Annotated in this window: 21 protein-coding genes and 2 pseudogenes; 12 read left to right on the top strand and 11 right to left on the bottom strand. The window is 71.4% G+C overall.

Features of this window, described 5'->3' with window-relative positions; translation table 11 throughout:
* The first annotated feature begins 231 nt into the window (after positions 1 to 231).
* The 3 genes from ACFRAC_RS33775 to ACFRAC_RS33765 all read left to right on the top strand — a co-directional run bounded on the left by ACFRAC_RS33775 (position 232) and on the right by ACFRAC_RS33765 (position 1342).
* Complete coding sequence (locus tag ACFRAC_RS33775; RefSeq protein WP_382937978.1) at positions 232 to 477, top strand: hypothetical protein; 246 nt, start codon at positions 232 to 234, stop codon at positions 475 to 477.
* On the top strand, positions 477 to 854 hold the full coding sequence (locus tag ACFRAC_RS33770) for a fic family toxin-antitoxin system, toxin component (protein ID WP_382937976.1): 378 nt from the start codon (positions 477 to 479) through the stop codon (positions 852 to 854). The genes ACFRAC_RS33775 and ACFRAC_RS33770 overlap by 1 nt, the downstream gene beginning before the upstream one ends.
* A gap of 80 nt (positions 855 to 934) precedes the next feature.
* Positions 935 to 1342, top strand: a complete 408-nt coding sequence (locus ACFRAC_RS33765) for a DUF3224 domain-containing protein (RefSeq protein ID WP_382937973.1) — start codon at positions 935 to 937, stop codon at positions 1340 to 1342.
* A gap of 36 nt (positions 1343 to 1378) precedes the next feature.
* Here the strand turns inward: ACFRAC_RS33765 and ACFRAC_RS33760 are convergent, their stop codons facing one another.
* Both ACFRAC_RS33760 and ACFRAC_RS33755 read right to left on the bottom strand, forming a co-directional pair.
* Complete coding sequence (locus ACFRAC_RS33760) at positions 1379 to 1885, bottom strand: DUF664 domain-containing protein (RefSeq protein ID WP_382937971.1); 507 nt, start codon at positions 1883 to 1885, stop codon at positions 1379 to 1381.
* On the bottom strand, positions 1882 to 2283 hold the full coding sequence (locus ACFRAC_RS33755) for a VOC family protein (protein ID WP_382937968.1): 402 nt from the start codon (positions 2281 to 2283) through the stop codon (positions 1882 to 1884). Before ACFRAC_RS33755 ends, ACFRAC_RS33760 begins: the two co-directional genes overlap by 4 nt.
* Positions 2284 to 2570: 287 nt before the next feature.
* On the opposite strand from ACFRAC_RS33755, the gene ACFRAC_RS33750 reads away from it, so the two are divergent.
* From ACFRAC_RS33750 to poxB, 3 genes are all read left to right on the top strand, one after another.
* Positions 2571 to 2963, top strand: coding sequence for a hypothetical protein (locus ACFRAC_RS33750; RefSeq protein ID WP_382937964.1), 393 nt, complete (start codon positions 2571 to 2573; stop codon positions 2961 to 2963).
* Between the two features lie 179 nt (positions 2964 to 3142).
* Positions 3143 to 3448, top strand: coding sequence for a hypothetical protein (locus ACFRAC_RS33745; protein WP_382937962.1), 306 nt, complete (start codon positions 3143 to 3145; stop codon positions 3446 to 3448).
* 167 nt (positions 3449 to 3615) lie between these two features.
* Positions 3616 to 5358 carry a ubiquinone-dependent pyruvate dehydrogenase gene (gene poxB / locus ACFRAC_RS33740; protein ID WP_382937960.1) on the top strand — a complete coding sequence of 581 codons (1743 nt, stop codon included), beginning with the start codon at positions 3616 to 3618 and terminating at the stop codon, positions 5356 to 5358.
* On the opposite strand, the gene ACFRAC_RS33735 is transcribed toward poxB, so the two are convergent.
* Positions 5344 to 6732 carry a pyridoxal phosphate-dependent decarboxylase family protein gene (locus tag ACFRAC_RS33735; protein WP_382937958.1) on the bottom strand — a complete coding sequence of 463 codons (1389 nt, stop codon included), beginning with the start codon at positions 6730 to 6732 and terminating at the stop codon, positions 5344 to 5346. The genes poxB and ACFRAC_RS33735 overlap by 15 nt on opposite strands.
* Before the next feature lie 167 nt (positions 6733 to 6899).
* Here ACFRAC_RS33735 and ACFRAC_RS33730 point away from each other — a divergent pair, with 167 nt between their 5' ends.
* Both ACFRAC_RS33730 and ACFRAC_RS33725 read left to right on the top strand, forming a co-directional pair.
* Positions 6900 to 7457, top strand: coding sequence for a PadR family transcriptional regulator (locus ACFRAC_RS33730; RefSeq protein WP_382937956.1), 558 nt, complete (start codon positions 6900 to 6902; stop codon positions 7455 to 7457).
* A 71-nt stretch (positions 7458 to 7528) separates the two neighbouring features.
* Positions 7529 to 9253 (top strand): acyl-CoA dehydrogenase family protein, encoded by a 1725-nt coding sequence (locus tag ACFRAC_RS33725; protein WP_382937953.1) that lies wholly within the window; start codon positions 7529 to 7531, stop codon positions 9251 to 9253.
* Positions 9254 to 9336: 83 nt separating this feature from the next.
* Here ACFRAC_RS33725 and ACFRAC_RS33720 read toward each other — a convergent pair whose 3' ends face one another.
* The 3 genes and pseudogenes from ACFRAC_RS33720 to ACFRAC_RS33710 all read right to left on the bottom strand — a co-directional run bounded on the left by ACFRAC_RS33720 (position 9337) and on the right by ACFRAC_RS33710 (position 11486).
* Positions 9337 to 9798, bottom strand: coding sequence for a hypothetical protein (locus tag ACFRAC_RS33720; protein ID WP_382937950.1), 462 nt, complete (start codon positions 9796 to 9798; stop codon positions 9337 to 9339).
* A gap of 300 nt (positions 9799 to 10098) precedes the next feature.
* Positions 10099 to 10476: a nuclear transport factor 2 family protein gene (locus ACFRAC_RS33715; protein WP_382937947.1), complete on the bottom strand. Its 378-nt coding sequence runs from the start codon at positions 10474 to 10476 to the stop codon at positions 10099 to 10101.
* Positions 10477 to 10510: 34 nt separating this feature from the next.
* A pseudogene (locus ACFRAC_RS33710) lies at positions 10511 to 11486 on the bottom strand (helix-turn-helix transcriptional regulator).
* Between the two features lie 109 nt (positions 11487 to 11595).
* Here ACFRAC_RS33710 and ACFRAC_RS33705 point away from each other — a divergent pair.
* Positions 11596 to 12282 carry an alpha/beta fold hydrolase gene (locus tag ACFRAC_RS33705; RefSeq protein ID WP_382937944.1) on the top strand — a complete coding sequence of 229 codons (687 nt, stop codon included), beginning with the start codon at positions 11596 to 11598 and terminating at the stop codon, positions 12280 to 12282.
* 52 nt (positions 12283 to 12334) lie between these two features.
* Here ACFRAC_RS33705 and ACFRAC_RS33700 read toward each other — a convergent pair whose 3' ends face one another.
* The gene (locus ACFRAC_RS33700; protein ID WP_382937940.1) at positions 12335 to 13213 is read right to left on the bottom strand and encodes a helix-turn-helix transcriptional regulator; all 879 of its coding nucleotides are present in this window, start codon (positions 13211 to 13213) and stop codon (positions 12335 to 12337) included.
* Between the two features lie 151 nt (positions 13214 to 13364).
* Here ACFRAC_RS33700 and ACFRAC_RS33695 point away from each other — a divergent pair, with 151 nt between their 5' ends.
* The gene (locus tag ACFRAC_RS33695) at positions 13365 to 14144 is read left to right on the top strand and encodes an NAD(P)H-dependent oxidoreductase (RefSeq protein WP_382937937.1); all 780 of its coding nucleotides are present in this window, start codon (positions 13365 to 13367) and stop codon (positions 14142 to 14144) included.
* Between the two features lie 188 nt (positions 14145 to 14332).
* Here the strand turns inward: ACFRAC_RS33695 and ACFRAC_RS33690 are convergent, their stop codons facing one another.
* Positions 14333 to 15019, bottom strand: a complete 687-nt coding sequence (locus tag ACFRAC_RS33690; RefSeq protein WP_382937934.1) for a CBS domain-containing protein — start codon at positions 15017 to 15019, stop codon at positions 14333 to 14335.
* 34 nt (positions 15020 to 15053) lie between these two features.
* Positions 15054 to 15746 (bottom strand): CBS domain-containing protein, encoded by a 693-nt coding sequence (locus ACFRAC_RS33685; protein WP_382937931.1) that lies wholly within the window; start codon positions 15744 to 15746, stop codon positions 15054 to 15056.
* A 155-nt stretch (positions 15747 to 15901) separates the two neighbouring features.
* On the opposite strand from ACFRAC_RS33685, the gene ACFRAC_RS33680 reads away from it, so the two are divergent.
* Positions 15902 to 16168 (top strand): cold-shock protein, encoded by a 267-nt coding sequence (locus ACFRAC_RS33680; RefSeq protein WP_382937929.1) that lies wholly within the window; start codon positions 15902 to 15904, stop codon positions 16166 to 16168.
* 116 nt (positions 16169 to 16284) lie between these two features.
* Here the strand turns inward: ACFRAC_RS33680 and ACFRAC_RS33675 are convergent, their stop codons facing one another.
* Both ACFRAC_RS33675 and tnpA read right to left on the bottom strand, forming a co-directional pair.
* Positions 16285 to 17718 carry a S28 family serine protease gene (locus ACFRAC_RS33675; protein WP_382937925.1) on the bottom strand — a complete coding sequence of 478 codons (1434 nt, stop codon included), beginning with the start codon at positions 17716 to 17718 and terminating at the stop codon, positions 16285 to 16287.
* Between the two features lie 204 nt (positions 17719 to 17922).
* Positions 17923 to 18340 (bottom strand): annotated as a pseudogene (gene tnpA / locus ACFRAC_RS33670) (IS200/IS605 family transposase).
* Positions 18341 to 18365: 25 nt separating this feature from the next.
* Here tnpA and ACFRAC_RS33665 point away from each other — a divergent pair.
* The coding region (locus ACFRAC_RS33665) for a helix-turn-helix domain-containing protein (RefSeq protein WP_382937920.1) at positions 18366 to 18556 on the top strand (191 nt) is incomplete at its 3' end.

Raw genomic sequence — 18556 nt, 5'->3', positions numbered from 1 at the left:
GTTGAAATCCTTTTTGTCTTCGCAGGTTGACGGTCTGGTGTGAAGGAAGGTGTCTTGTGGGGGAGTTGATGTGGAGGGGCTCCGCGTCCGGGGGTTGCGCAGCCGCGGGCCCCTGGATGACCTGGGGCGCTGCGCGCCTCGCGGCGATCACGCCGGATGCTGGCGGACGCGGCGCCGCGAAGATGGGCCCGGGGCTTCCGTAGAACAGGTAACAGCTGTTACCATGCCGGCATGGCTAAGACACAGCTGGGCGCGCGCGTGGACGAGGACATCGCGGACCTCGCGAAGAAGCGCGCCGCCGACCTGGGGCTGAGCGTCGGGGACTACCTCGCCCGGCTGGTGCAGGACGACGCCAGCGGACTGCGCGCCCGCGCGGTGGAGGCCGCCGGACGGTTCCTCGCGGAGCACCAGGCGATCTTCGACGAGGCCGAGGACACCGAGCAGGCGCGGGCAGCCGGGGGAGCGCGCGCCGCCTGATGGACCTGCACATCGACGTCCCCTGGATCCTGCAGGTCACCGAGATCGCCGGGGCGAACGACCCGGCGCCCGACGACTACGGCGTCCCCGTCTCGGCGGTCGCGCGCCACCGCGCCGAACTGTTCGAGCAGCCCGTCTACGACAGCCCGTACGCCAAGGCGGCGGCCCTCGTGCACACGCTCGGCCGGTGCCGCTGGCTGGAGCGCTCGAACATGGCGGTGGCCGCCGCGACCGGCGTCATGTACCTGGAGGCGGCCGGGATCACCGTCAAGCCGGCCCGCGAGCACGCCATGGCCCTCAAGGACCTGCTCCTCGACCCGACGTGCACGGCCGGGCGGATCGCGACCCTGCTGCGCAGCTGGCCCACGGCGACCTGAGCAGGGGCGACCTCATCTCCAGGTGCAGGGGGGCGTGTGATCCAGCCGCGATTGTCAGACCTCCTCAGTACGGTCGGGGCATGAGAGCCACGGCAACTTTCACCGTCAAGGCGTTCGTCCCGACCGAGCTGAAGCCCGAGCCGGAGGTGTCCACCGCGCTGCCCGTGGGGGTCGCGACGATGGAGAAGACCTTCGAGGGAGAGGTCGCCGGGCGCTCGGCGACCTTGTTCACCGCCGCGTTCGACCAGGTGACCGGCGTCGGCACCTATGTGGCCATGGAGTCGTTCGAAGGCTCACTGCACGGACGGGAGGGTGCCTTCAATTTCGCGCACTCCGCGACCACGTCCGGCAGCGACCGCACGGCCGAGTTCTTCACCATCGTGCCGTCGAGCGGCACCGGCGAGCTCGCGGGGATCACCGGTGCCGGCGGGATGGCCGTCGACGCCGACGGCACGCACCGCGTCTGGTTCGACTACGACATCGGCTGAACGAACGGCTGAACGGCGTGTCCGGGCCGCAGCCGCTCAGGGCAGCACCAGCCACCGCCGCCCGTCGAGCAGTTCGCGTGCGGCGTCCAGATGCCCGGCGTGGCACGCCGTCTCGGTGATGACGTGCAGCAGGACGTCCCGGACGGTGTGCAGGTGTGGTGCGCCGAAGAGGTGGTGGGGCCACCAGGCCGGAGGGGCGTCCGCGTCCATGGCGGCGACAGCGGCGTCGGCGAGGCCCGCCTCCGTGCGGTAGCGGTCGAGCACCTCGGTGTGCGGTACGCCGGGGGCCACCTGCCAGGCGTCCTCCACGTCGTCCAGGGCCTCGATGACGCCCTGGTCGCCGGTGACGACGGCCCGGAACCAGAACCGCTCGACGTCCAGCGCGAGGTGCTGGACGAGCCCGAGGCAGCTCCACCCCGACGGCAGCACGGGCCGCCGCAGTGCCTCCGGGTCCAATCCGTCGAGGATGCCCAGGACATGGCGGCGCTGGGCGTCCAGGAAGGACAGCAGGGCCTGCAGTTCGGTCTTCGCGGGCGCGGTCACTGCGCGATCTCCCAGATGTGGCCGCCCGGATCCCTGAAGCTGGCGGTGCGGATGCCCCAGGGCCGGTCCATGGGGCCGTTCAGCAGCGTCACGCCGCGGGCGGTCAGTTCCCCGCACATCGCGTCCACGTCGTCCACGGGAAGGGTGAGCTGAAGGCGGGAGCCGGCGTCCGGGTCGGCGACGCGCGCGGGGTCGATCAGCTCGTGCGCCGCGGTGGACCGCAGGAGGTTGACGATGGTGTTCCCGAAGTCGAACACGGCCGAGTTGTCGTCCTCGTAGGTCACCGGCAGCCGGAACACGTCGCAGTAGAAGCGTTTCGTGGTCTCCAGGTCCTCCACGAAAAGGGTGAGGGAGCTGATCTGTCCGGGCCACGGGATGTCGGGCGTCGTATGGGTCACGGAAAGCAAGGATCTCCTACCGGGCCGTCCTCCGCACAGCCGATCGCAGGAATCGCCCACGGTCCTCACGGGGGCGTCGCGGTGACAGGTAGGCGTGGACGCGGCGCGGTGCGGACAGCGGGCCCCGTGCGCGCCTGACCGATCGTCCCCGACCGCCTGCGTGTGCCGACGGAGAACGTCTTCCCGCTGCCCTCCGAGGCGGGGGACGCACCGGCCCGCCGCGCCGCGCTCGCGGTACAGGATGCCGACCGCGCCGCCACGACCGCGGCAGCCGACGGCCGATCGACATGGTCATCGACCTCCTCCCGCCGGGCGCACCCAGCACCGCCGCCCGCGCTGCGGCCACGACCGTCCGGGAGTACGCCCGGGTCGTCCTCATGGGAGGCGTCGGCATGCGCGGCGGCGACGTCCTCGCGCTGCCCTACCCCTGGACCATGCGCAACTCGATCACCGTGCACGGGGCAGCGGACGGCTCCGCGCGCCGCCAAGGCCGGATCATCCGGCTCCTCGCCTCCGGCGCGCTGGACCTCGCCCCCGAACGCGTGCGCTCGTTCCCCCTCGACGCCGTCACGCACGCCGGTCCGTTCGACCGCGCCGCACTGACCCCGCGCACCGGCCGACGAGCCCGGCCGGCCCCCCACCGGTCCGACGGCAACAGATGGATGGGCGGGCCTATTTGAGGGGAGCGACGACATGTCGGCCGCCATCGTCGCCCGGCTGCAATGGCGATCTCCTGACCCCGCTGCTCCCCAGGCAACGGTTCAGTATCCGGGCTACTTTGTATCGGTACGCCTCTCATGGGGAAAAGGGCGGCTGCCGCGATATGCCTGTTTCCCTCCGTGTCCAGCTGGAGGTAACCATGCTCAAGGGATACACTGTCCCACTTTCCCCGAAGGGTGAGACGAAAGAGGCCCCGGAAGCCCCCTGGCATTACGCCGGAAACGTCGTCGGGGTCGAATTCTGCGCCGATCCCGCGGCCGCGGAAGCCACGCTCGATCTGCGGCATTTCCCGACGCTCGAAGTGGGCACGTACGAGAAGCCGGCGGTGCACGAACTGGTGCGCATGGACTACGGCGACCAGCACCTGGCCGACGTGTGGTCGGCAGCAGCGAGATCGAGCTCTTCCCGGCGCCGCGCGAGGAACTCGCCGATCTCCGCCCGGTGAGCGCGGGCATGGGATTCCGGGGCTCGATGTCCTACAACGTGTGGCAGGTGTTTCCGCTGACCTGACGGCGGGTGTCCATTGTCCCCGCTGAATTCCCGACGGCATACAGCCGTTGTTACGGCCGCGAGCCGGCCTCGACTTCATCCAGAACAGTAAGGTGCCCACAGATGAGCACGACAGTTGCCGACTGCATGGTGGAGGCCCTCGCGGCCTCCGGAGTTCGCCGCGTCTACGGTCTCCCCGGCGACTCCCTCAACGGGTTCACGGATGCTCTGCGCCGCAACGGCACCATACGGTGGGCGCACGTGCGCCATGAGGAGTGCGCCGCTTTCGCCGCCGCCGGGGAGGCCGCGCTCACGGGTGAACTCGCGGTGGTGGCGGGCAGTTGCGGTCCGGGCAATCTGCATTTCATCAACGGTCTGTACGACGCCCAGCGCAGCCGGGTGCCGGTCCTGGCGCTCGCCGCTCACATCCCGGCCGAGGAGATCGGCGGCGAGTACTTCCAGGAGACGCACCCGCAGGAGCTGTTCCGCGAGTGCAGCGTCTACGCCGAACTGGCCGCGACGGCCGAGCAGGTGCCGCGACTGCTGCGGATCGCGATGCGCACGGCCCTGGAGCGCAGGGGTGTGTCCGTCCTCGTCGTCCCCGGCAACATGCTTCTCGCCCGTGGTGACGTGGCGGCGTTCTCCCATCCCGTCCGGGCCACGACCTCGCACATCACCCCCGACGGCGCCGCCCTGGAGGCGGCCGCGGACGTCCTCAACCGTGCCGAGCGGGTGACCATCCTGGGCGGGGCCGGATGCCAGGGTGCCCACGACGAGGTCATGGCGCTGGCCGGAGCGCTGAAGTCCCCGATCGTGCACGCGCTGCGCGGCAAGGACTTCCTGGAGTACGACAACCCCTACGACGTGGGGCTGACCGGTCTGATCGGATACAGCTCCGGGTACCGGGCGATGGAGCACTGCGACGCGCTGCTCATGCTCGGCACGGACTTCCCCTACCGGCTGTTCTACCCCGCCCCCGGCGTCCCGGTGGTCCAGGTCGACATCCGCGGGGAGCACATCGGACGCCGGGTCGGCGTCAAGGTACCGCTGGTCGGCACGGTCAAGGACACCGCCGCCGCCCTGCTGCCGCTGATCCGGCCCAAGGGCGACACGAAGTTCCTGGACAAGCTCACCGGGCACTACCGCACGGTGCGCTCCCGCCTCGACGACCTCACCGAGGGCAAGCCGTCCGCGTCGGTGATGCACCCGCAGCAGGTCGCGGCCGCCGTCGACCGGCACGCCTCCGCCGACGCCGTCTTCACCGCGGACGTCGGCACACCCACCGTGTGGGCGGCCCGCTACCTCACGATGAACGGCCGGCGCCGGCTCATCGGCTCCTTCAACCACGGCAGCATGGCGAACGCCCTGCCCCATGCCATCGGCGCCCAGTGCGCCTCGGGGCCGGGGCGCCAGGCCGTGGCCCTGTGCGGGGACGGCGGGCTCAGCATGCTCCTGGGCGAGCTGATCACCCTGCGGCACCTCGACCTGCCCGTGAAGGTCATCGTCTTCAACAACCGGGCCCTGTCGTTCGTGGAACTCGAGATGAAGGCCGGAGGCATCGTCAACTACGGCACCGACCTGCCGGACCTGGACTTCGGCGCGGTCGCCCGCGCGATCGGCCTCTTCGGGGCGCGCGTCGACCGCGCCGACCAGCTCGAGGAGACGCTGCGGAAGGCGTTCGCCCACGAAGGTCCCGCGGTCGTGGACGCGCGGACCGCCCGCCAGGAGCTCTCCCTGCCGCCGAACATCACGTTCGAGCAGATGAAGGGCTTCACCCTGTTCGCCACCCGCACGATCCTCACGGGGCGCGGGGACGAGATCGTGGAACTGGCCAAGACGAACCTCAGGCAACTACCCCTGATGTGAGCGGCTTCTCGCTTGCCGCACCATCGCCGCGACCGAGCGGTCCACGTCCGCCTCGGTCGTGGCGTGACCGGACACCGAGATACGCATCAGCCGCCGCCCGCGCCAGGTCGTGGCGCCGACCCAGCAGGTGCCGTCCTCCTGAACCGCCCGGACGACGGCGTCGGTGCGGGCGTTCGACCCGAACCCGACGAGGACTTGATTGAGCGTCACCTCGTTGACGACGTCGAAGCCCGCCGCCGACAGGCCGTCGGCGAAGCGCCGGGCGAGCGCGCAGCAGCGGTCCACGAGTGCGGCGACGCCGTCACGGCCGAGCTCGCGGAGCGCCGCCCAGGTGGCGAAACCCCGTGCCCGGCGCGACGACTCGGCGGTGTAGTCGGCGCCACCGGCCGGTGTCGCCTCGGCCCGGGTGAGATAGGACGCGGTGTACGACAGGGCGTCGGCGTGGACGGCGGGGCGGGAGCAGAAGGCGTATCCGCAGTCGTAGGGCACGTTGAGCCACTTGTGCCCGTCGCACGCCCAGCTGTCGGCCAGCTCGACACCGTCGACGAGGTGGCGGGTCGCCGGGCTCGCGGCCGCCCACAGGCCGAAGGCCCCGTCCACGTGCACCCAGCCGCCGGCCGTGTGGGCGAGGTCGCAGGTCGCCCGGAGGTCGTCACAGGCGCCGGTGTTCACGTTGCCGGCCTGCGCGCACACGATCGTCAGCGCATCGGGGTCGGAGGCCAGCACCCGGCGCAGGTCGTCGATGTCGAGCGCCCCGCGGCCGTCGCTGCGGACCGGCTGGAGGCAGTCGGTGCCGAGGCCGAGCAGCCGCAGGGAGCGGTCGACGGTGGCGTGCCGCTCCGTACCCGCGACGACCCGCAGGCGCGGGGCACCGGCCAGGCCATGGCGTCCGACGTCCCAGCCGGCCTCGGTGAGCAGGTACTGCCGGGCCGCCGCGAGACCGGCGGTGTTGGCCGCCTGTCCACCCGTGACGAACCCGACGGAGGCCGTCGCGGGAAGGCCGAGCAGCTCCTTCAGCCGCCCGCCCGCCGCTTCCTCCGCGGCGATCGCGGCGGGGGAGAGTACGGCGTTGAAGGCGTTCTGGTCCCAGCCCGCGGTGAGGATGTCCGCGGCGGTGGCGGCGGGCAGTGCCCCGCCGACGACGAACCCGAAGAAGCGCGGCCCCGCCGAGGCGACGAGCCCCGGACCGGCGGCGGCCACCAGCTCGTCGATCACCGTGCGCGGGTCGGTGCCCGCGCGGTCGAGGGGCGCGGAGAAGGCGGCCCGCAGGGCCGCGTGGTCCACGGGCCGCGCCACCGGCCGCTCGGACAGCGAGCGGCGGTAGCCGGCGGCCTGCTCGGCGGCGTGGCGGAGGATCTGCGTCAGCTCGTCCATGGCCGCACCGTAACCACCCCGCAGGGAGGCCCGGAAGCGGCCGATCGGGGACCATCGCGCCCCGGAGAACCAGGGCATCGGACATGAGCCGGGCGGCACACACCGCGTGACCGGTGTCTCACCCCGCCCGCGTTGCTATGCAACAAGGTGCATAGGAGGATCGGGGCATGGCGCTCGAGCACGCGATCCTCGTCTCCCTGCTGGAGAAGCCCGGCTCCGGCTACGAACTGGCCCGGCGGTTCGAACGGTCCATCGGCTACTTCTGGACCGCCACCCACCAGCAGATCTACCGCGTGCTCAAGCGCATGGAGAGCGACGGCTGGGTGGACGTCCGGGACGTCCCGCAGTACGGGCGTCCGGACAAGAAGGAGTACTCGGTCGCCGCTGCAGGCCGTCAGGCGCTCTCCGCGTGGCTCGGCGAACCGACGGAGCCCGAGAGCGTCCGCCACGACCTCGCCGTCAAGGTCCGCGGCGCTGCCTTCTCCGACCCCGCGGCCCTCATCGACGAGGTCGAGCGGCACCGCCAGGCCCACACGGCCCGCCTGGCCCACTACCGCGCGGGGGAGACCCGCGACTTCGGCACACCCCCGGCGGAGGGCAAGCTCGACGCCGAACGGGAACTCCAGCACGTCGTGCTGCGCGGCGGCATCGCCTACGAGCAGATGATGATCGCCTGGCTCGACGACGTCCTCACCACGCTCGCCCGCTTCCGCACCGGCCACTGACCGGCGCGGCAAGCCCCTCCGGGCCCCGGCCCGGACCCACCCTCACCCCTCCCAGCCGAAAGGCGGCTTCCATGGCCGACGCGCTGCTCTTCAACCCGCGCACCTACGACCCCGCGCACTTCGACCCGGAGACCCGCAGGCTGCTGCGCGCCACCGTCGACTGGTTCGAGGAGCGCGGCAAGCGCCGGATCATCGAGGACTACCGCACCCGCGCCTGGCTCGGCGACTTCCTCGCCTTCGCCGCCAAGGAGGGCCTGTTCGCCACCTTCCTCACCCCCGCGTCGGCGGCGGGCGAGGGTGAGGGCGACAAGCGCTGGGACACCGCCCGCATCGCCGCGCTCAACGAGATCCTCGGCTTCTACGGCCTCGACTACTGGTACGCCTGGCAGGTCACCATCCTCGGCCTCGGCCCCGTCTGGCAGAGCGGCAACGCCGCCGCCCGCGCCCGGGCCGCCGAACTGCTCGCCCAGGGCGAGGTGTTCGCGTTCGGCCTGTCCGAGAAGAGCCACGGCGCCGACATCTACTCCACCGACATGCTCCTGGAGCCCGACGGCCAGGGCGGCTTCCGGGCACGCGGCTCCAAGTACTACATAGGCAACGGCAACGCCGCCGGACTCGTCTCCGTCTTCGGCCGCCGCACCGACGTCGAGGGCCCCGACGGATACGTCTTCTTCGCCGCCGACAGCCGTCACCCGGCGTACCACCTCGTGAAGAACGTCGTCGACTCCTCCAAGTACGTCAGCGAGTTCCGCCTCGAGGACTACCCCGTCGCGGCGGAGGACGTCCTGCACACCGGCCGGGCCGCCTTCGACGCCGCCCTGAACACGGTCAACGTCGGCAAGTTCAACCTGTGCACCGCCTCGATCGGCATCTGCGAGCACGCCATGTACGAGGCCGTCACGCACGCGCAGAACCGCATCCTGTACGGCCGTCCCGTCACCGCCTTCCCGCACGTGCGCCGCGAGCTGACCGACGCGTACGTCCGGCTCGTCGGCATGAAGCTGTTCAGCGACCGGGCCGTCGACTACTTCCGCACCGCGGGCCCCGACGACCGCCGCTACCTCCTCTTCAACCCGATGACGAAGATGAAGGTGACCACCGAGGGCGAGAAGGTCATCGACCTGATGTGGGACGTCATCGCGGCCAAGGGCTTCGAGAAGGACAACTACTTCGCCCAGGCGGCCGTCGAGATCCGCGGCCTGCCCAAGCTGGAGGGCACCGTCCACGTCAACCTGGCCCTCATCCTGAAGTTCATGCGCAACCACCTGCTCGACCCGGTCGCGTACGAGCCCGTCCCGACCCGCCTCGACGCGGCCGACGACGACTTCCTCTTCCGCCAGGGCCCGGCCCGCGGCCTCGGCTCGGTGCGCTTCCACGACTGGCGGCCGGCCTTCGACGGGTACGCCCACCTGCCCAACGTCGCCCGCTTCCGCGAACAGGCCGACGCGCTCTGCGCGTTCGTGCGCACGGCGGCTCCCGACGAGGAGCAGAGCCGGGACCTCGACCTGCTCCTCGCCGTCGGGCAGCTCTTCGCGCTCGTCGTCCACGGGCAGCTGGTCCTGGAGCAGGCCGCCCTGTCGGGCCTCGACGAGGACGTGCTCGACGAGCTGTTCGCCGTCCTCGTGCGGGACTTCTCCGCGCACGCCGTCGAACTGCACGGCAAGGACTCCGCGACCGAGGACCAGCAGCGGTGGGCCCTCGGCGCCCTCCGCCGTCCGGTCGTCGACGGTGACCGCTCGGAGCGCGTCTGGGAGCGCGTCGAGGCGCTGTCGGGGGCGTACGAGATGATGCCCTGAGGTCGCGGCCGGAACCGCACGTGACCCCGGCCCGGGGGCGGACGCTCCCGGGCCAGGGTGTGCTCACGATCGGTCGGGGACCGTCACCAGACCCCGCTGCGGACGTACGGGTTGACCGCCCTGAGGTTGCTGTCGTAGCTGGCCCTGAACACGTAGTTCGGGTCGGCCTGGGTGAGCCAGCCGGACGTGTGCGTGTAACCGGTGCCGTCCGAGAGGTAGGTCGCGTCGGCGAACGACCAGGACTGCCCGCCGTCCCTGCTGATGTCCAGCCAGACCCAGCCGCGCGGGTCCCAGCCGGACCCCTGGATGCGCCCCCAGCCGTACTGGTAGCCGCCGTAGTAGCCCGAGCGGATCTCGATGGTGATGGTTCCCCGCTGGTTCGGGGCGTGGGTCAGGCGGTTCGTCGTCTCGAACACCTGGTCGGTGTTGATCGTTCCGGGGGGTGCCGCGTGCGCGGGCGTGGCGAGCGCCGTGACGCCCAGCGCCCCGAGCGACCCCGCCACCGCGGCGGACCCGGCCGATCTCAGCAACGTCCTTCGATCCATGAAGCGGCTCATAGGTTCCCCCTGTTGAGGCCATGGTCTGAGAAGCGCGGACGCCGACCTGCGTGAAGCGTCCACGGCAGACCCTAGGCGAGGGAACCGGCGCACGGTCCCTGACAGATGTCAGGGGAGGGACACGGGGGTCTGCACGGTGCTCGGTGCCGTGCCGATGTCGTTGCCGGCGAGTGCGGCCTGTACGGCGGAGGGGCCGCCCAAGGCGAGCGGCAATGCCCGTAGCGAGGTCGACAAACCGGCGGCGTCCGTGGAGGAGGCCCGGTCCGGGAACCGCGGGATGCGGCCCTCTCAGATGCGCTCGACGTAAGGGGCCCGCCACGCGGGGGAGGGGTCCGCTCCCAGCTCGGTCCAGTACTCGCGGCCCTCGGTGATCAGCCCGTCGTGCACCGTCCAGAAGGACGCGACGCGGTGGGTGCCCATCGTATCGTGCGGCACCTCGACCTCGGAGACCACCTCGTGCCCGGACGCCAGGATGCGCAGCACCTTGATCGACCATCCTTCCGGGTACTCCGCGTTGATGCGGACGTAGTCGTCCCGGCCCCGGATGCGTTCGCCGCTGACCGGCCATTCCACGGTCACGTCGTCCGCGAGCAGGGCGCCGACGCCCGCCCAGTCGCGCGCCTGCATACGGTCCCAGAGCAGCTGAACGGTCCTCGAAGGTTCCATGCCGCCATCATGACCGGCACCACTGACAGTGCCCTCAGGGGGCCCGGCCGCCGGCTGGGTCCGCCACCGCGTTCGTGAAGCGCGCGGCGAGGGCGGCGACGGCCGCACGCAGTTCCTCCCCACCCTCGACGCGGAAGGCGACGGGCAGCATCGCCAGCCATTCCTGCGCGTACATGTCCGGGTTGCGGGTGCTGCCCACCAGCACACAGCCGTCTCCCAGCGGTTCGAGGCGCCCCATCGGCGGCCGGATCCAGCGGGCCACCTCGGCCGGCGGCAGGTCGAACACCACGCGCGTGGGATACGCCCAGCCGACGCCCAGGTTCTCCTCCAGCACCGCCACCGGGTCGAGCCCCGCGGGCGGTTCGAACCGCTGCGCGGTCGTGGACCGTACGGACCCGGTCCACCCGGTAGGTGCGGACCGCGTCCGCGCGATGACTGTGGCACAGCAGGTACCAGCGGCCGTAGCGGACGACGAGGGACCAGGGGTCGACCTCCGCCTCCCACTGGGCACCGGCTTCGCTGCGGTAGGTGATCCGCACCCGGTGGCGTGCCGCGACGGCGCCGACGAGTTCGCCGGTGATGGCCGGGTCCGGACGGGTGGCGTACGGGTCCGGCGCGGCCGACGCGTAGGTGTGCAGCAGCGCCGCCTCCCGGCCGACGCCCTCCGGCAGTGCCTTGACGACCTTGCCGAGGGCGGCGCTGACCAGGTCCTCGGGGTCGGCGGCGCTCGGCTGGCCGCTGAGCACGGCCATCACCAGGCCGAGCGCCTCCGCCTGGGTGAAGTGCACGGGCGGCAGGCGCGTCCCGCGCCCGAGCCGGTAACCGCCGTGCGGCCCCCGCGTGGACGTCACCGGGATGCCGGCCTCGCGGAGGATCTCCACGTAGCGGCGGGCGGCGCGCTCCGTCACACCCAGCCGCTCGGCGAGTCCGGTCGCCGTCGTACCGGGACGGACCTGGAGGATCTCCAGGGCGCGCAGGGCCCGGGCGGTGGGGCTGAGGTCGTACGGCACCCAGGCAGGCTAGTCCGTCCGCCCGGACGATCGCCGCACAATCCGGCAGCCGATCGTCCGGAACTCCTCCTACGGTGACATCCGTCAACCGGCAGAAGAGGAGAGCACCATGGACATCCTGCTCATCGGCGGCCTGTGGCTGCACGGATCCGTCTGGGGCGGCGTCGCCTCCGCGCTGGAGGGGCTCGGCCATCGCCCTGTGCCGCTCACCCTGCCGGGGCAGGGGGACGGCGCCGTGTCCGCCACGCTCGACGACCAGCTGGAGACCGTGCTCGCGGCCGTGGACGCGGCACCCGGCGAGGTCGTGGTGGTGGGCCACTCCGCCGCCTGCTCGCTGGCCTGGCTGACGGCCGACCGGCGGCCGGGCAAGCTGGCCAAGGCCGTCCTGGTCGGTGGCTTCCCGGCCTCGGACGGCCGGGCGTACGCGGACTTCTTCGAGGTGACGGACGGCGTCATGCCCTTCCCCGGCTGGAAGCCCTTCGAAGGAGCGGACGCCGCCGACCTCGACGAGGACGCCAGGAGCGCGTTCACGGCCGCCGCGATCCCGGTGCCCGAAGGAGTGGCCAGGGGTGTGGTGCGACTGGCGGACGAACGGCGGTGGGACGTCCCCGTCGTGGTCGTGTGCCCGGAGTTCACGCCCGCGCAGGCCCGGGAGTGGATCGACGCCGGAGACGTGCCGGAGCTCGCCCGGGCCAAGGAGGTCGAGTTCGTCGACATCGACGCCGGCCACTGGCCCATGATCACGGAACCGGCCGCACTGGCCCGGATTCTGGCCGCGGCGGCCGACACGGCCTGACAGACCCGCACGGGACGTCCCAGCGTGTCCCCCGCGGTGGCGCAGCCGGTGGTCAGCTCCGGCGGCGCGCGGTCCGCCCCGGAGCGTCGCCGCGCCCGCGCCGCTCGCAGGACTCCTCGGGCGGCGCGACCGCGCCGAGCCCCGCCAGCAGCCGCAGCCCGTCCTCGGCGGCGCTGCCCGGAGCCGCCGACAGCACCACCAGCTCCGAGCCCGCCTCCGACGGCAGGGCGAAGTTCTCCTGGTGCAGTTCCAGCAGCCCGACCAGCGGATGCCGGTACGCCTTGCGTCCGTGGGTGCGGGCCCGTACGTCCGCGCGGGCCCACAGCCGGCGGAACCGCTCGCTGCCCATCGCCAGTTCGCCGATGAGCGAGGCGAGCCGGGGGTCGCCGGGATATTCGCCGGCGGCCAGCCGCAGATGCCCGACCACGTCGACCGTGCACTTCTCCCAGTCCGCGTACAGGCCGTGCCCGGCCTCCTCGAGGAAGATGTGCCGGGCGGTGTTCCACCCCTGCATCGGACGGCCGTACAGGAGTCCGGCGAGGCGGTTCCCGGCGAGCACGTCCATACGGTGGTTCATGATCATCGCCGGTGCGCCGTCCACCAGGTCGAGGACGCGCAGCAGTTCCGGGCGCAACCGGCCGCCCGGCGCCTTCGTGTGCCGGCGGCGCTGGCAGGCGAGCCGGTCGAGGTGTCCCCGTTCGATCTCGTCGAGTCCGAGGACACGGGCGAGCGCGTCGCGTACCTGCTCGGACGGCTGGGTGGCGCGGCCCTGCTCCAGCCGGACGTAGTAGTCGACGCTCACGCCGGACAGGTGCGCGACCTCTTCACGGCGCAGCCCCGCGACCCGGCGGCGGCTGTCGACGGGAATGCCGACGGTCGCCGGGTCGACCCGGGAACGCCGTATGCGCAGGAAGCTCGCAAGATCCTCCATGTCCTCAGTATGGCTCGGGCCCTGGCGTCCGGGTGGTGGTGAAGGTGGTCCTGCCATTACCAGGAAGTCCCGTCCGGTGGTCAAGGCGTCCCTGAACAGCGGGCGTTGTGGCGCCCAGGATCGAAGGCGACCGATCCGAAGGGGAGTTGCCATGAAGACGCTGATCGTCCACGCCCATCCCGAGCCGAAGTCGCTCAACGGCTCACTGAAGGACCTCGCGGTCTCCACGCTGGAGGGCGCCGGGCACGAGGTACGGGTGAGCGACCTGTACGCGATGAACTGGAAGGCGGTCGTGGGCGCCGCGGACTACGCAGCCGACGGCTCGGCCAGGCTGGAGGTCGTGCGGGACTCGGGGCGGGCCTTCGACACCGGGACGCTCACCCCGGACGTCCGGGCCGAGCAGGAGAAACTGCTGTGGGCCGACACGATCGTCTTCCAGTTCCCGCTGTGGTGGTACTCGATGCCCGCGATCCTCAAGGGCTGGGTGGACCGGGTGTTCACCCGGAACTTCGCCTACGGCGTCGGCGAGCACAGCGACACCCGCTACGGGGAGCGGTTCGGCGAGGGCACCCTCGCGGGCCGCAGGGCGCTGCTGTCGGTGACCGTCGGCGGCCACGAGTCGCACTACGCCGCGCGCGGGATCAACGGCCCCATCGACGACCTGCTGTTCCCGATCCACCACGGCATCCTGTACTACCCGGGCATCGAGGTGCTGCCCCCGTTCGTGCTGTACGGCGCCGACCGGCTGACCGACGCGGACTTCCCGGACGTCGCCAAGGCGTGGCGGCAGCGCCTGCTCACCCTGGAGTCGACCGAGCCGATCCCGTTCCGGCCGCAGAACTCCGGCGACTACGAGATGCCGTCACTGCATCTGAGGGACGGGCTGGAGTCCGCGGGCCGCTCCGGGTTCGGGCTGCACGTCCGCGGCTGACCCCTCGGAGCGACCTCCGGGGCCAGGCCTGGGCGAGCGGTCGTGTCAGGCCGTGTCGGTCGGGCCCGGGTGCCGCTCGCCACCGGCGGCAGCACGGCGCACGTGCCGGCCATCGACCACGCGACCGACCTGTTCGCCGCCTCCCTGGGCGCGCGGCGTGCGTGCGCCGGCGCCCGCCGGGTGAGCCGTCAGGCAGGTGGCCGGGCGGCCTCTTGAGCGTCCACGGCACCGCCGGTGAGCCGCGGCTCGACGTCCACGACACCCTCGACGGCCCGCGCCAGGCGTACGGCGATCGGGACCAGCGCGGTGTCGCGGACCGGCCCGCGCAGGGTGACGACCCCTTCGCGCACGCTGACGTCGATCGAGTGGCCGGCGACCGCACGCAGAGGGGAGACCACCGTGCGGCGGACCTCGTCCGCGATCTGGTCGTCGGGCCGCAGGAAGACCTTCAGCAGGTCGGCCCGGCTGACGATCCCCTGCAGCGTGCCGACGCGGTCGACCACGGGCAGCCGTTTGACGTGCCGGACCGCCATGATCCGGGCGGCCTGGGCGAGCGTGGCGTCCGGACGGACGGTGACGGCGGGCGTGCTCATGAGGTCCCCGGCCGTGGTCGCACCGGCCTTCACGAAGTCGTCGAGGCGCCTGCGCGACTCGGCGAGGCTCTGCTCGCCCTCCCGGAACTCCTCCTTGGGCAGCAGGTCGGCCTCGGAGACGACGCCGATGACCCGTCCTTCGCCCTCCAGCACCGGCATGGCGCTGACCTTCCACTGCTCCATGGTCCGCACGATCTCCTTGAACGGCGCGCCGCGCCCGACGGCCACGACCGTCCGCGTCATCACATCGCCCACGGTGTACGCGGTCCCGTTCCCGGTCATCTCCGATCACCTCGTCTCGTGTGCGACACGGGGCTCACAGCGCCAGCCCGGCACGACGCGGCCCGTCCCGTCGCGGCAGGGCGGTGGTGTCGTCCACCCGGTGACGCAGCTCGGCGGAGACGTCGACCACCCCGTCCACGCCCTGGCACAGGCGGACGACGAGCGGGACGAGCGAGGCGCGCTCCACGACGCCCTTCAGGGACACCCGCCCGTCGACGACCCGTACGGCCACCGCGCCCGGCGCGATCCCCAGCGTGCGCAGCAGCACCTCACCGGAGATCTCCTCCCGGATGGCGGCGTCGCCGCGCAGGAAGACCCGGAGCAGATCGGCCCTGCTGATCAGGCCGAGCAGCCGGCCGGTCTCGTCGACCACCGGCAGCCGCTTGACGTGGTGGCGCTCCAACACCTGGGCGGCCTCCACGGCCGTCCACTGAGGCCGGGCGGTCACCGGCGGGCCGCTCATCAGCCCCTCCGCCGTGGTCGCTTCGGCTTTCACGCGGTCGGCGGGCCCGGGACGCAGCAGGCCCGCGGGCTCCAGCAGCGCGGCCTCCTTGCGCAGCAGGTCGGCCTCGGACACGACGCCGACGACGTGGTCCTCGTCGTCCACGACCGGTACGGCGGTGACGTCGTACTCGGCCAGCAGCTTGGCGATGTCCTTGAACCCGGTGTCCCGGTGCACCTTGACCACCGACGTGGTCATGAGGTCGCTCACGGTCCGGTGCCACATGACTCCCGCCTCCTCGTGTCGCTCCCTCCCCGCTTCCACTGTCCGCCGCGTCCGGCCCGAGCCGCATGGGCCGAACGGCCCCGACCACGGGGCCGCACGGCGCCGTCCGGCACGTACGCTGATCGCCCTGGCCGAGCGGGGGTGAGGAGACGTACATGAGTCGCCGCAAGGGGGGCCGCGAGACGGCCCGCGTCGTGACCGCGACGGTGCGCGAGTGGCGGGACGAGCAGGGCTGGGGGGTCCTCGACTCGCCCGAGACCCCCGGAGGATGCTTCGGCCACTACTCCGACATCCAGGCACCCGGCTTCCGCACCCTCGTACCGGGGCAACAGGTCGGCCTCGTCTGGGAGGCCCCCGGCTTCGCCCAGGACGGCTACCTCTACCGGGCGGTGAGCATCGTCCCCCGGCCGCACGCCGGATAGTGCGCGGGCACCGGGGCCGGACGCCCGGCTCAGCCCGCCCGGACATGACGAGGGCCGTGGTCCAGGGGCTTTCGCACCCCGGTCCACGGCCCTCGCTCAAACGACCGCTGCCGTACCTACGGACGCAGCGTCCGCTGCAGTTCGACGTCGCGCTGGTCCAGCTTCGCGTCGAACTTCGCCAGCGGCTTCGCCGCCGCCGGGTTCTCCTGCACCGCGTTCGGTGCGACGTCCGCCCAGTCGAGGATGCGGGCCGTGGCCAGCGCCTTCTCCTTCTCGACCAGACCGGCGACGTTCGCGCCGTGGTTCATGCCGGGCGCGGTGAACACGTACGAGTCACGTGCCCCCTTGCCGACCCGGAACCGCTCGGCGCCCCACGGGTCGTTCTCGCCGTAGACGAACAGCATGTGCCGGGCGTTGTGGCGGACCCACGTGTCGACGTCCCGCATGGCCCACGGCTCGAACTTCATGGCGATGGAGCGCGGCACGAAGTTGCGCGGCGGCTGGTAGCCGTAGTGGACGTACTTCTTCTCGATGTGCGGGAAGTGGATGGTCGGCGCGCCCAGCTGGGTGCCCGCCTGGTAGTAGTACGGCGTGTACGGGCTCAGACCCTGGTCCGTGTAGAACGAGAAGCCGGAGATCGTGTTGACGGAGTTCCAGATCTCGTCGTCGGTGGCGTTCTTGGCGTCCGCCGGGATGCCCTTGCAGTCGGCGAGGGTGCTGTACTGCCAGAAGCCCCACACGTAGTCCAGGACGACCGCCTCGTAGGCCCGGTCCAGGCTGCCGATGGTGTCGAAGGTGTAGCCGTTCTCGGCGGCGTACGCGGCGTACTTCTTCTCCAGCGGGGTCCGGCGCACCAGCGCCTCGCGCTGCACGCCGTTCAGCCGGTCGCGGCACTCCGCGGTGCCGACGGTGCGGAAGAAGCGGTCGTAGGCCGAGTCCTCGTTGTTCACTACGTCGTTGGGGGCGACGTAGGCGACGACGCCGTCCATGTCCTTGGGGTAGAAGCGCTCGTAGTAGGTGGCGGTCATGCCGCCCTTCGAACCGCCCGTGGAGATCCAGTTCTCGCTGTAGATCTTCTTCAGCGCCGTGAAGATGCGGTGCTGGTCGCTGGCCGCCTGCCAGATGTCCAGCTTCGACCAGTCGGCCGGCTCGGGCCGGGACGGCGTGAAGAAGCGGTACTCCATGGAGACCTGGTTGCCGTCCACGATCTGCGTCGGCTCGGCGCGGCGCGGCGTCGTCGAGACGCTGTAGCCGCCGGTGTAGAACACGGTCGGCCGCGCGGTGTCCTTGTGCAGCACGGTGATCCGCTGCTGGAACGTCCCCTTGGAGGGCCTGCGGTGGTCGACGGGCTGGGTGTAGTTGAGGACGAAGAAGCGGTACCCGGGGTACGGCTTCTCCTCGATCAGGCTCATGCCCGGGATCGAGAGCAGTCTCTCCTTGATGTCAGTGGTGCCGGTGGCCTCCGGCCCGGCGGCGGTGGCCGCCCCGGCCGTACTCAGTGTGCCTATGAGCACCGTGAGCGCCAGCAGCCATCTGAGCGCCTTGCGCATGCGCACTCCCCTGTGAGACAGATGTGCGCCGGAAGCTACCAGAATTCATACGCAGTGCATCGGCCTTCAGGCCGGTGGTGAAGCGAATCTACTGGTTGCGACGCGGGGCGTCGCGGATTCGGGTCTGGCGGAGCCGGACGGCGTGGTTCTTTGCCTGCGGCGAGGAGCGTCGCGAGGGCCTGTCCCGGTTCAGCCGGGTGGTGCTCACACCGGCCGGTTCTGCTGTTCGATGTACTGCCTGATCACGGAGAGCGGGGCGCCGCCGACGGTTCCGGCGAAGTAGGACCCGGACCAGAGTTTGCCGGCCCGCCAGTAGTGGCGTACCAGGTCGGGGAACTGCCGGCGGAGCCTTCGGGAGGAGACACCCTTGAGGGAGTTGACCAGCTTGGTCACGGCGGCCTTGGGCGGGAAGTTCACCAGCAGGTGGACGTGGTCGTCCTCACCGTTGAACTCCGCCAGCTCGCACTCGAAGTCCGCACACACCGACTTCATGGTCTCCTCCATACGCCTCAAGTGGGCATCGGTGAACACCTTGTGCCGGAATTGCGTCACGAAGACCCATGTGCACATGCGTCACGAAAACACAGTGCCGGCCAGTTCTGATCTCGTGCATCTCACCCATAACCCACGTATGTAGGGTGACGCTCATGCAGCTCCGGTACAGCTTTCGCCTGTACCCGGACACCGGCCAGCAGAGGGCGTTGGCGAAGGCGTTCGGGTGCGCCCGCGTCGTGTTCAACGACGCGGTGCGTGCCCGTGAAGACGCCCGTAAGGCCGGGCAGCCTTTCCCGACGGCCGGTCAGCTGTCCACCCGCCTGATCACCGAGGCGAAACGGAC

This window comes from Streptomyces sp. NPDC056628, from assembly GCF_042792555.1.
In the GTDB taxonomy this organism is placed as follows: domain Bacteria; phylum Actinomycetota; class Actinomycetes; order Streptomycetales; family Streptomycetaceae; genus Streptomyces.
Note: the sequence above shows the minus strand (reverse complement) of the source record. Positions and strands in the feature narration are given on the sequence as shown.

Bases quoted from the DNA above. Each gene is read 5' to 3' on its own strand.
- poxB (WP_382937960.1), top strand. From the start codon at position 3,616: ATGAGCACGACAGTTGCCGACTGCATGGTGGAGGCCCTCGCGGCCTCC.
- ACFRAC_RS33695 (WP_382937937.1), top strand. From the start codon at position 13,365: ATGAAGACGCTGATCGTCCACGCCCATCCCGAGCCGAAGTCGCTCAAC.
- ACFRAC_RS33720 (WP_382937950.1), bottom strand. From the start codon at position 9,798: ATGGATCGAAGGACGTTGCTGAGATCGGCCGGGTCCGCCGCGGTGGCG.
- ACFRAC_RS33700 (WP_382937940.1), bottom strand. From the start codon at position 13,213: ATGGAGGATCTTGCGAGCTTCCTGCGCATACGGCGTTCCCGGGTCGAC.
- ACFRAC_RS33725 (WP_382937953.1), top strand. From the start codon at position 7,529: ATGGCCGACGCGCTGCTCTTCAACCCGCGCACCTACGACCCCGCGCAC.
- ACFRAC_RS33680 (WP_382937929.1), top strand. From the start codon at position 15,902: ATGAGTCGCCGCAAGGGGGGCCGCGAGACGGCCCGCGTCGTGACCGCG.
- ACFRAC_RS33745 (WP_382937962.1), top strand. From the start codon at position 3,143: ATGCTCAAGGGATACACTGTCCCACTTTCCCCGAAGGGTGAGACGAAA.
- ACFRAC_RS33715 (WP_382937947.1), bottom strand. From the start codon at position 10,476: ATGGAACCTTCGAGGACCGTTCAGCTGCTCTGGGACCGTATGCAGGCG.
- ACFRAC_RS33730 (WP_382937956.1), top strand. From the start codon at position 6,900: ATGGCGCTCGAGCACGCGATCCTCGTCTCCCTGCTGGAGAAGCCCGGC.
- ACFRAC_RS33775 (WP_382937978.1), top strand. From the start codon at position 232: ATGGCTAAGACACAGCTGGGCGCGCGCGTGGACGAGGACATCGCGGAC.
- ACFRAC_RS33675 (WP_382937925.1), bottom strand. From the start codon at position 17,718: ATGCGCAAGGCGCTCAGATGGCTGCTGGCGCTCACGGTGCTCATAGGC.
- ACFRAC_RS33750 (WP_382937964.1), top strand. From the start codon at position 2,571: ATGGTCATCGACCTCCTCCCGCCGGGCGCACCCAGCACCGCCGCCCGC.
- ACFRAC_RS33690 (WP_382937934.1), bottom strand. From the start codon at position 15,019: ATGACCGGGAACGGGACCGCGTACACCGTGGGCGATGTGATGACGCGG.
- ACFRAC_RS33735 (WP_382937958.1), bottom strand. From the start codon at position 6,732: ATGGACGAGCTGACGCAGATCCTCCGCCACGCCGCCGAGCAGGCCGCC.
- ACFRAC_RS33685 (WP_382937931.1), bottom strand. From the start codon at position 15,746: ATGTGGCACCGGACCGTGAGCGACCTCATGACCACGTCGGTGGTCAAG.
- ACFRAC_RS33765 (WP_382937973.1), top strand. From the start codon at position 935: ATGAGAGCCACGGCAACTTTCACCGTCAAGGCGTTCGTCCCGACCGAG.
- ACFRAC_RS33705 (WP_382937944.1), top strand. From the start codon at position 11,596: ATGGACATCCTGCTCATCGGCGGCCTGTGGCTGCACGGATCCGTCTGG.
- ACFRAC_RS33770 (WP_382937976.1), top strand. From the start codon at position 477: ATGGACCTGCACATCGACGTCCCCTGGATCCTGCAGGTCACCGAGATC.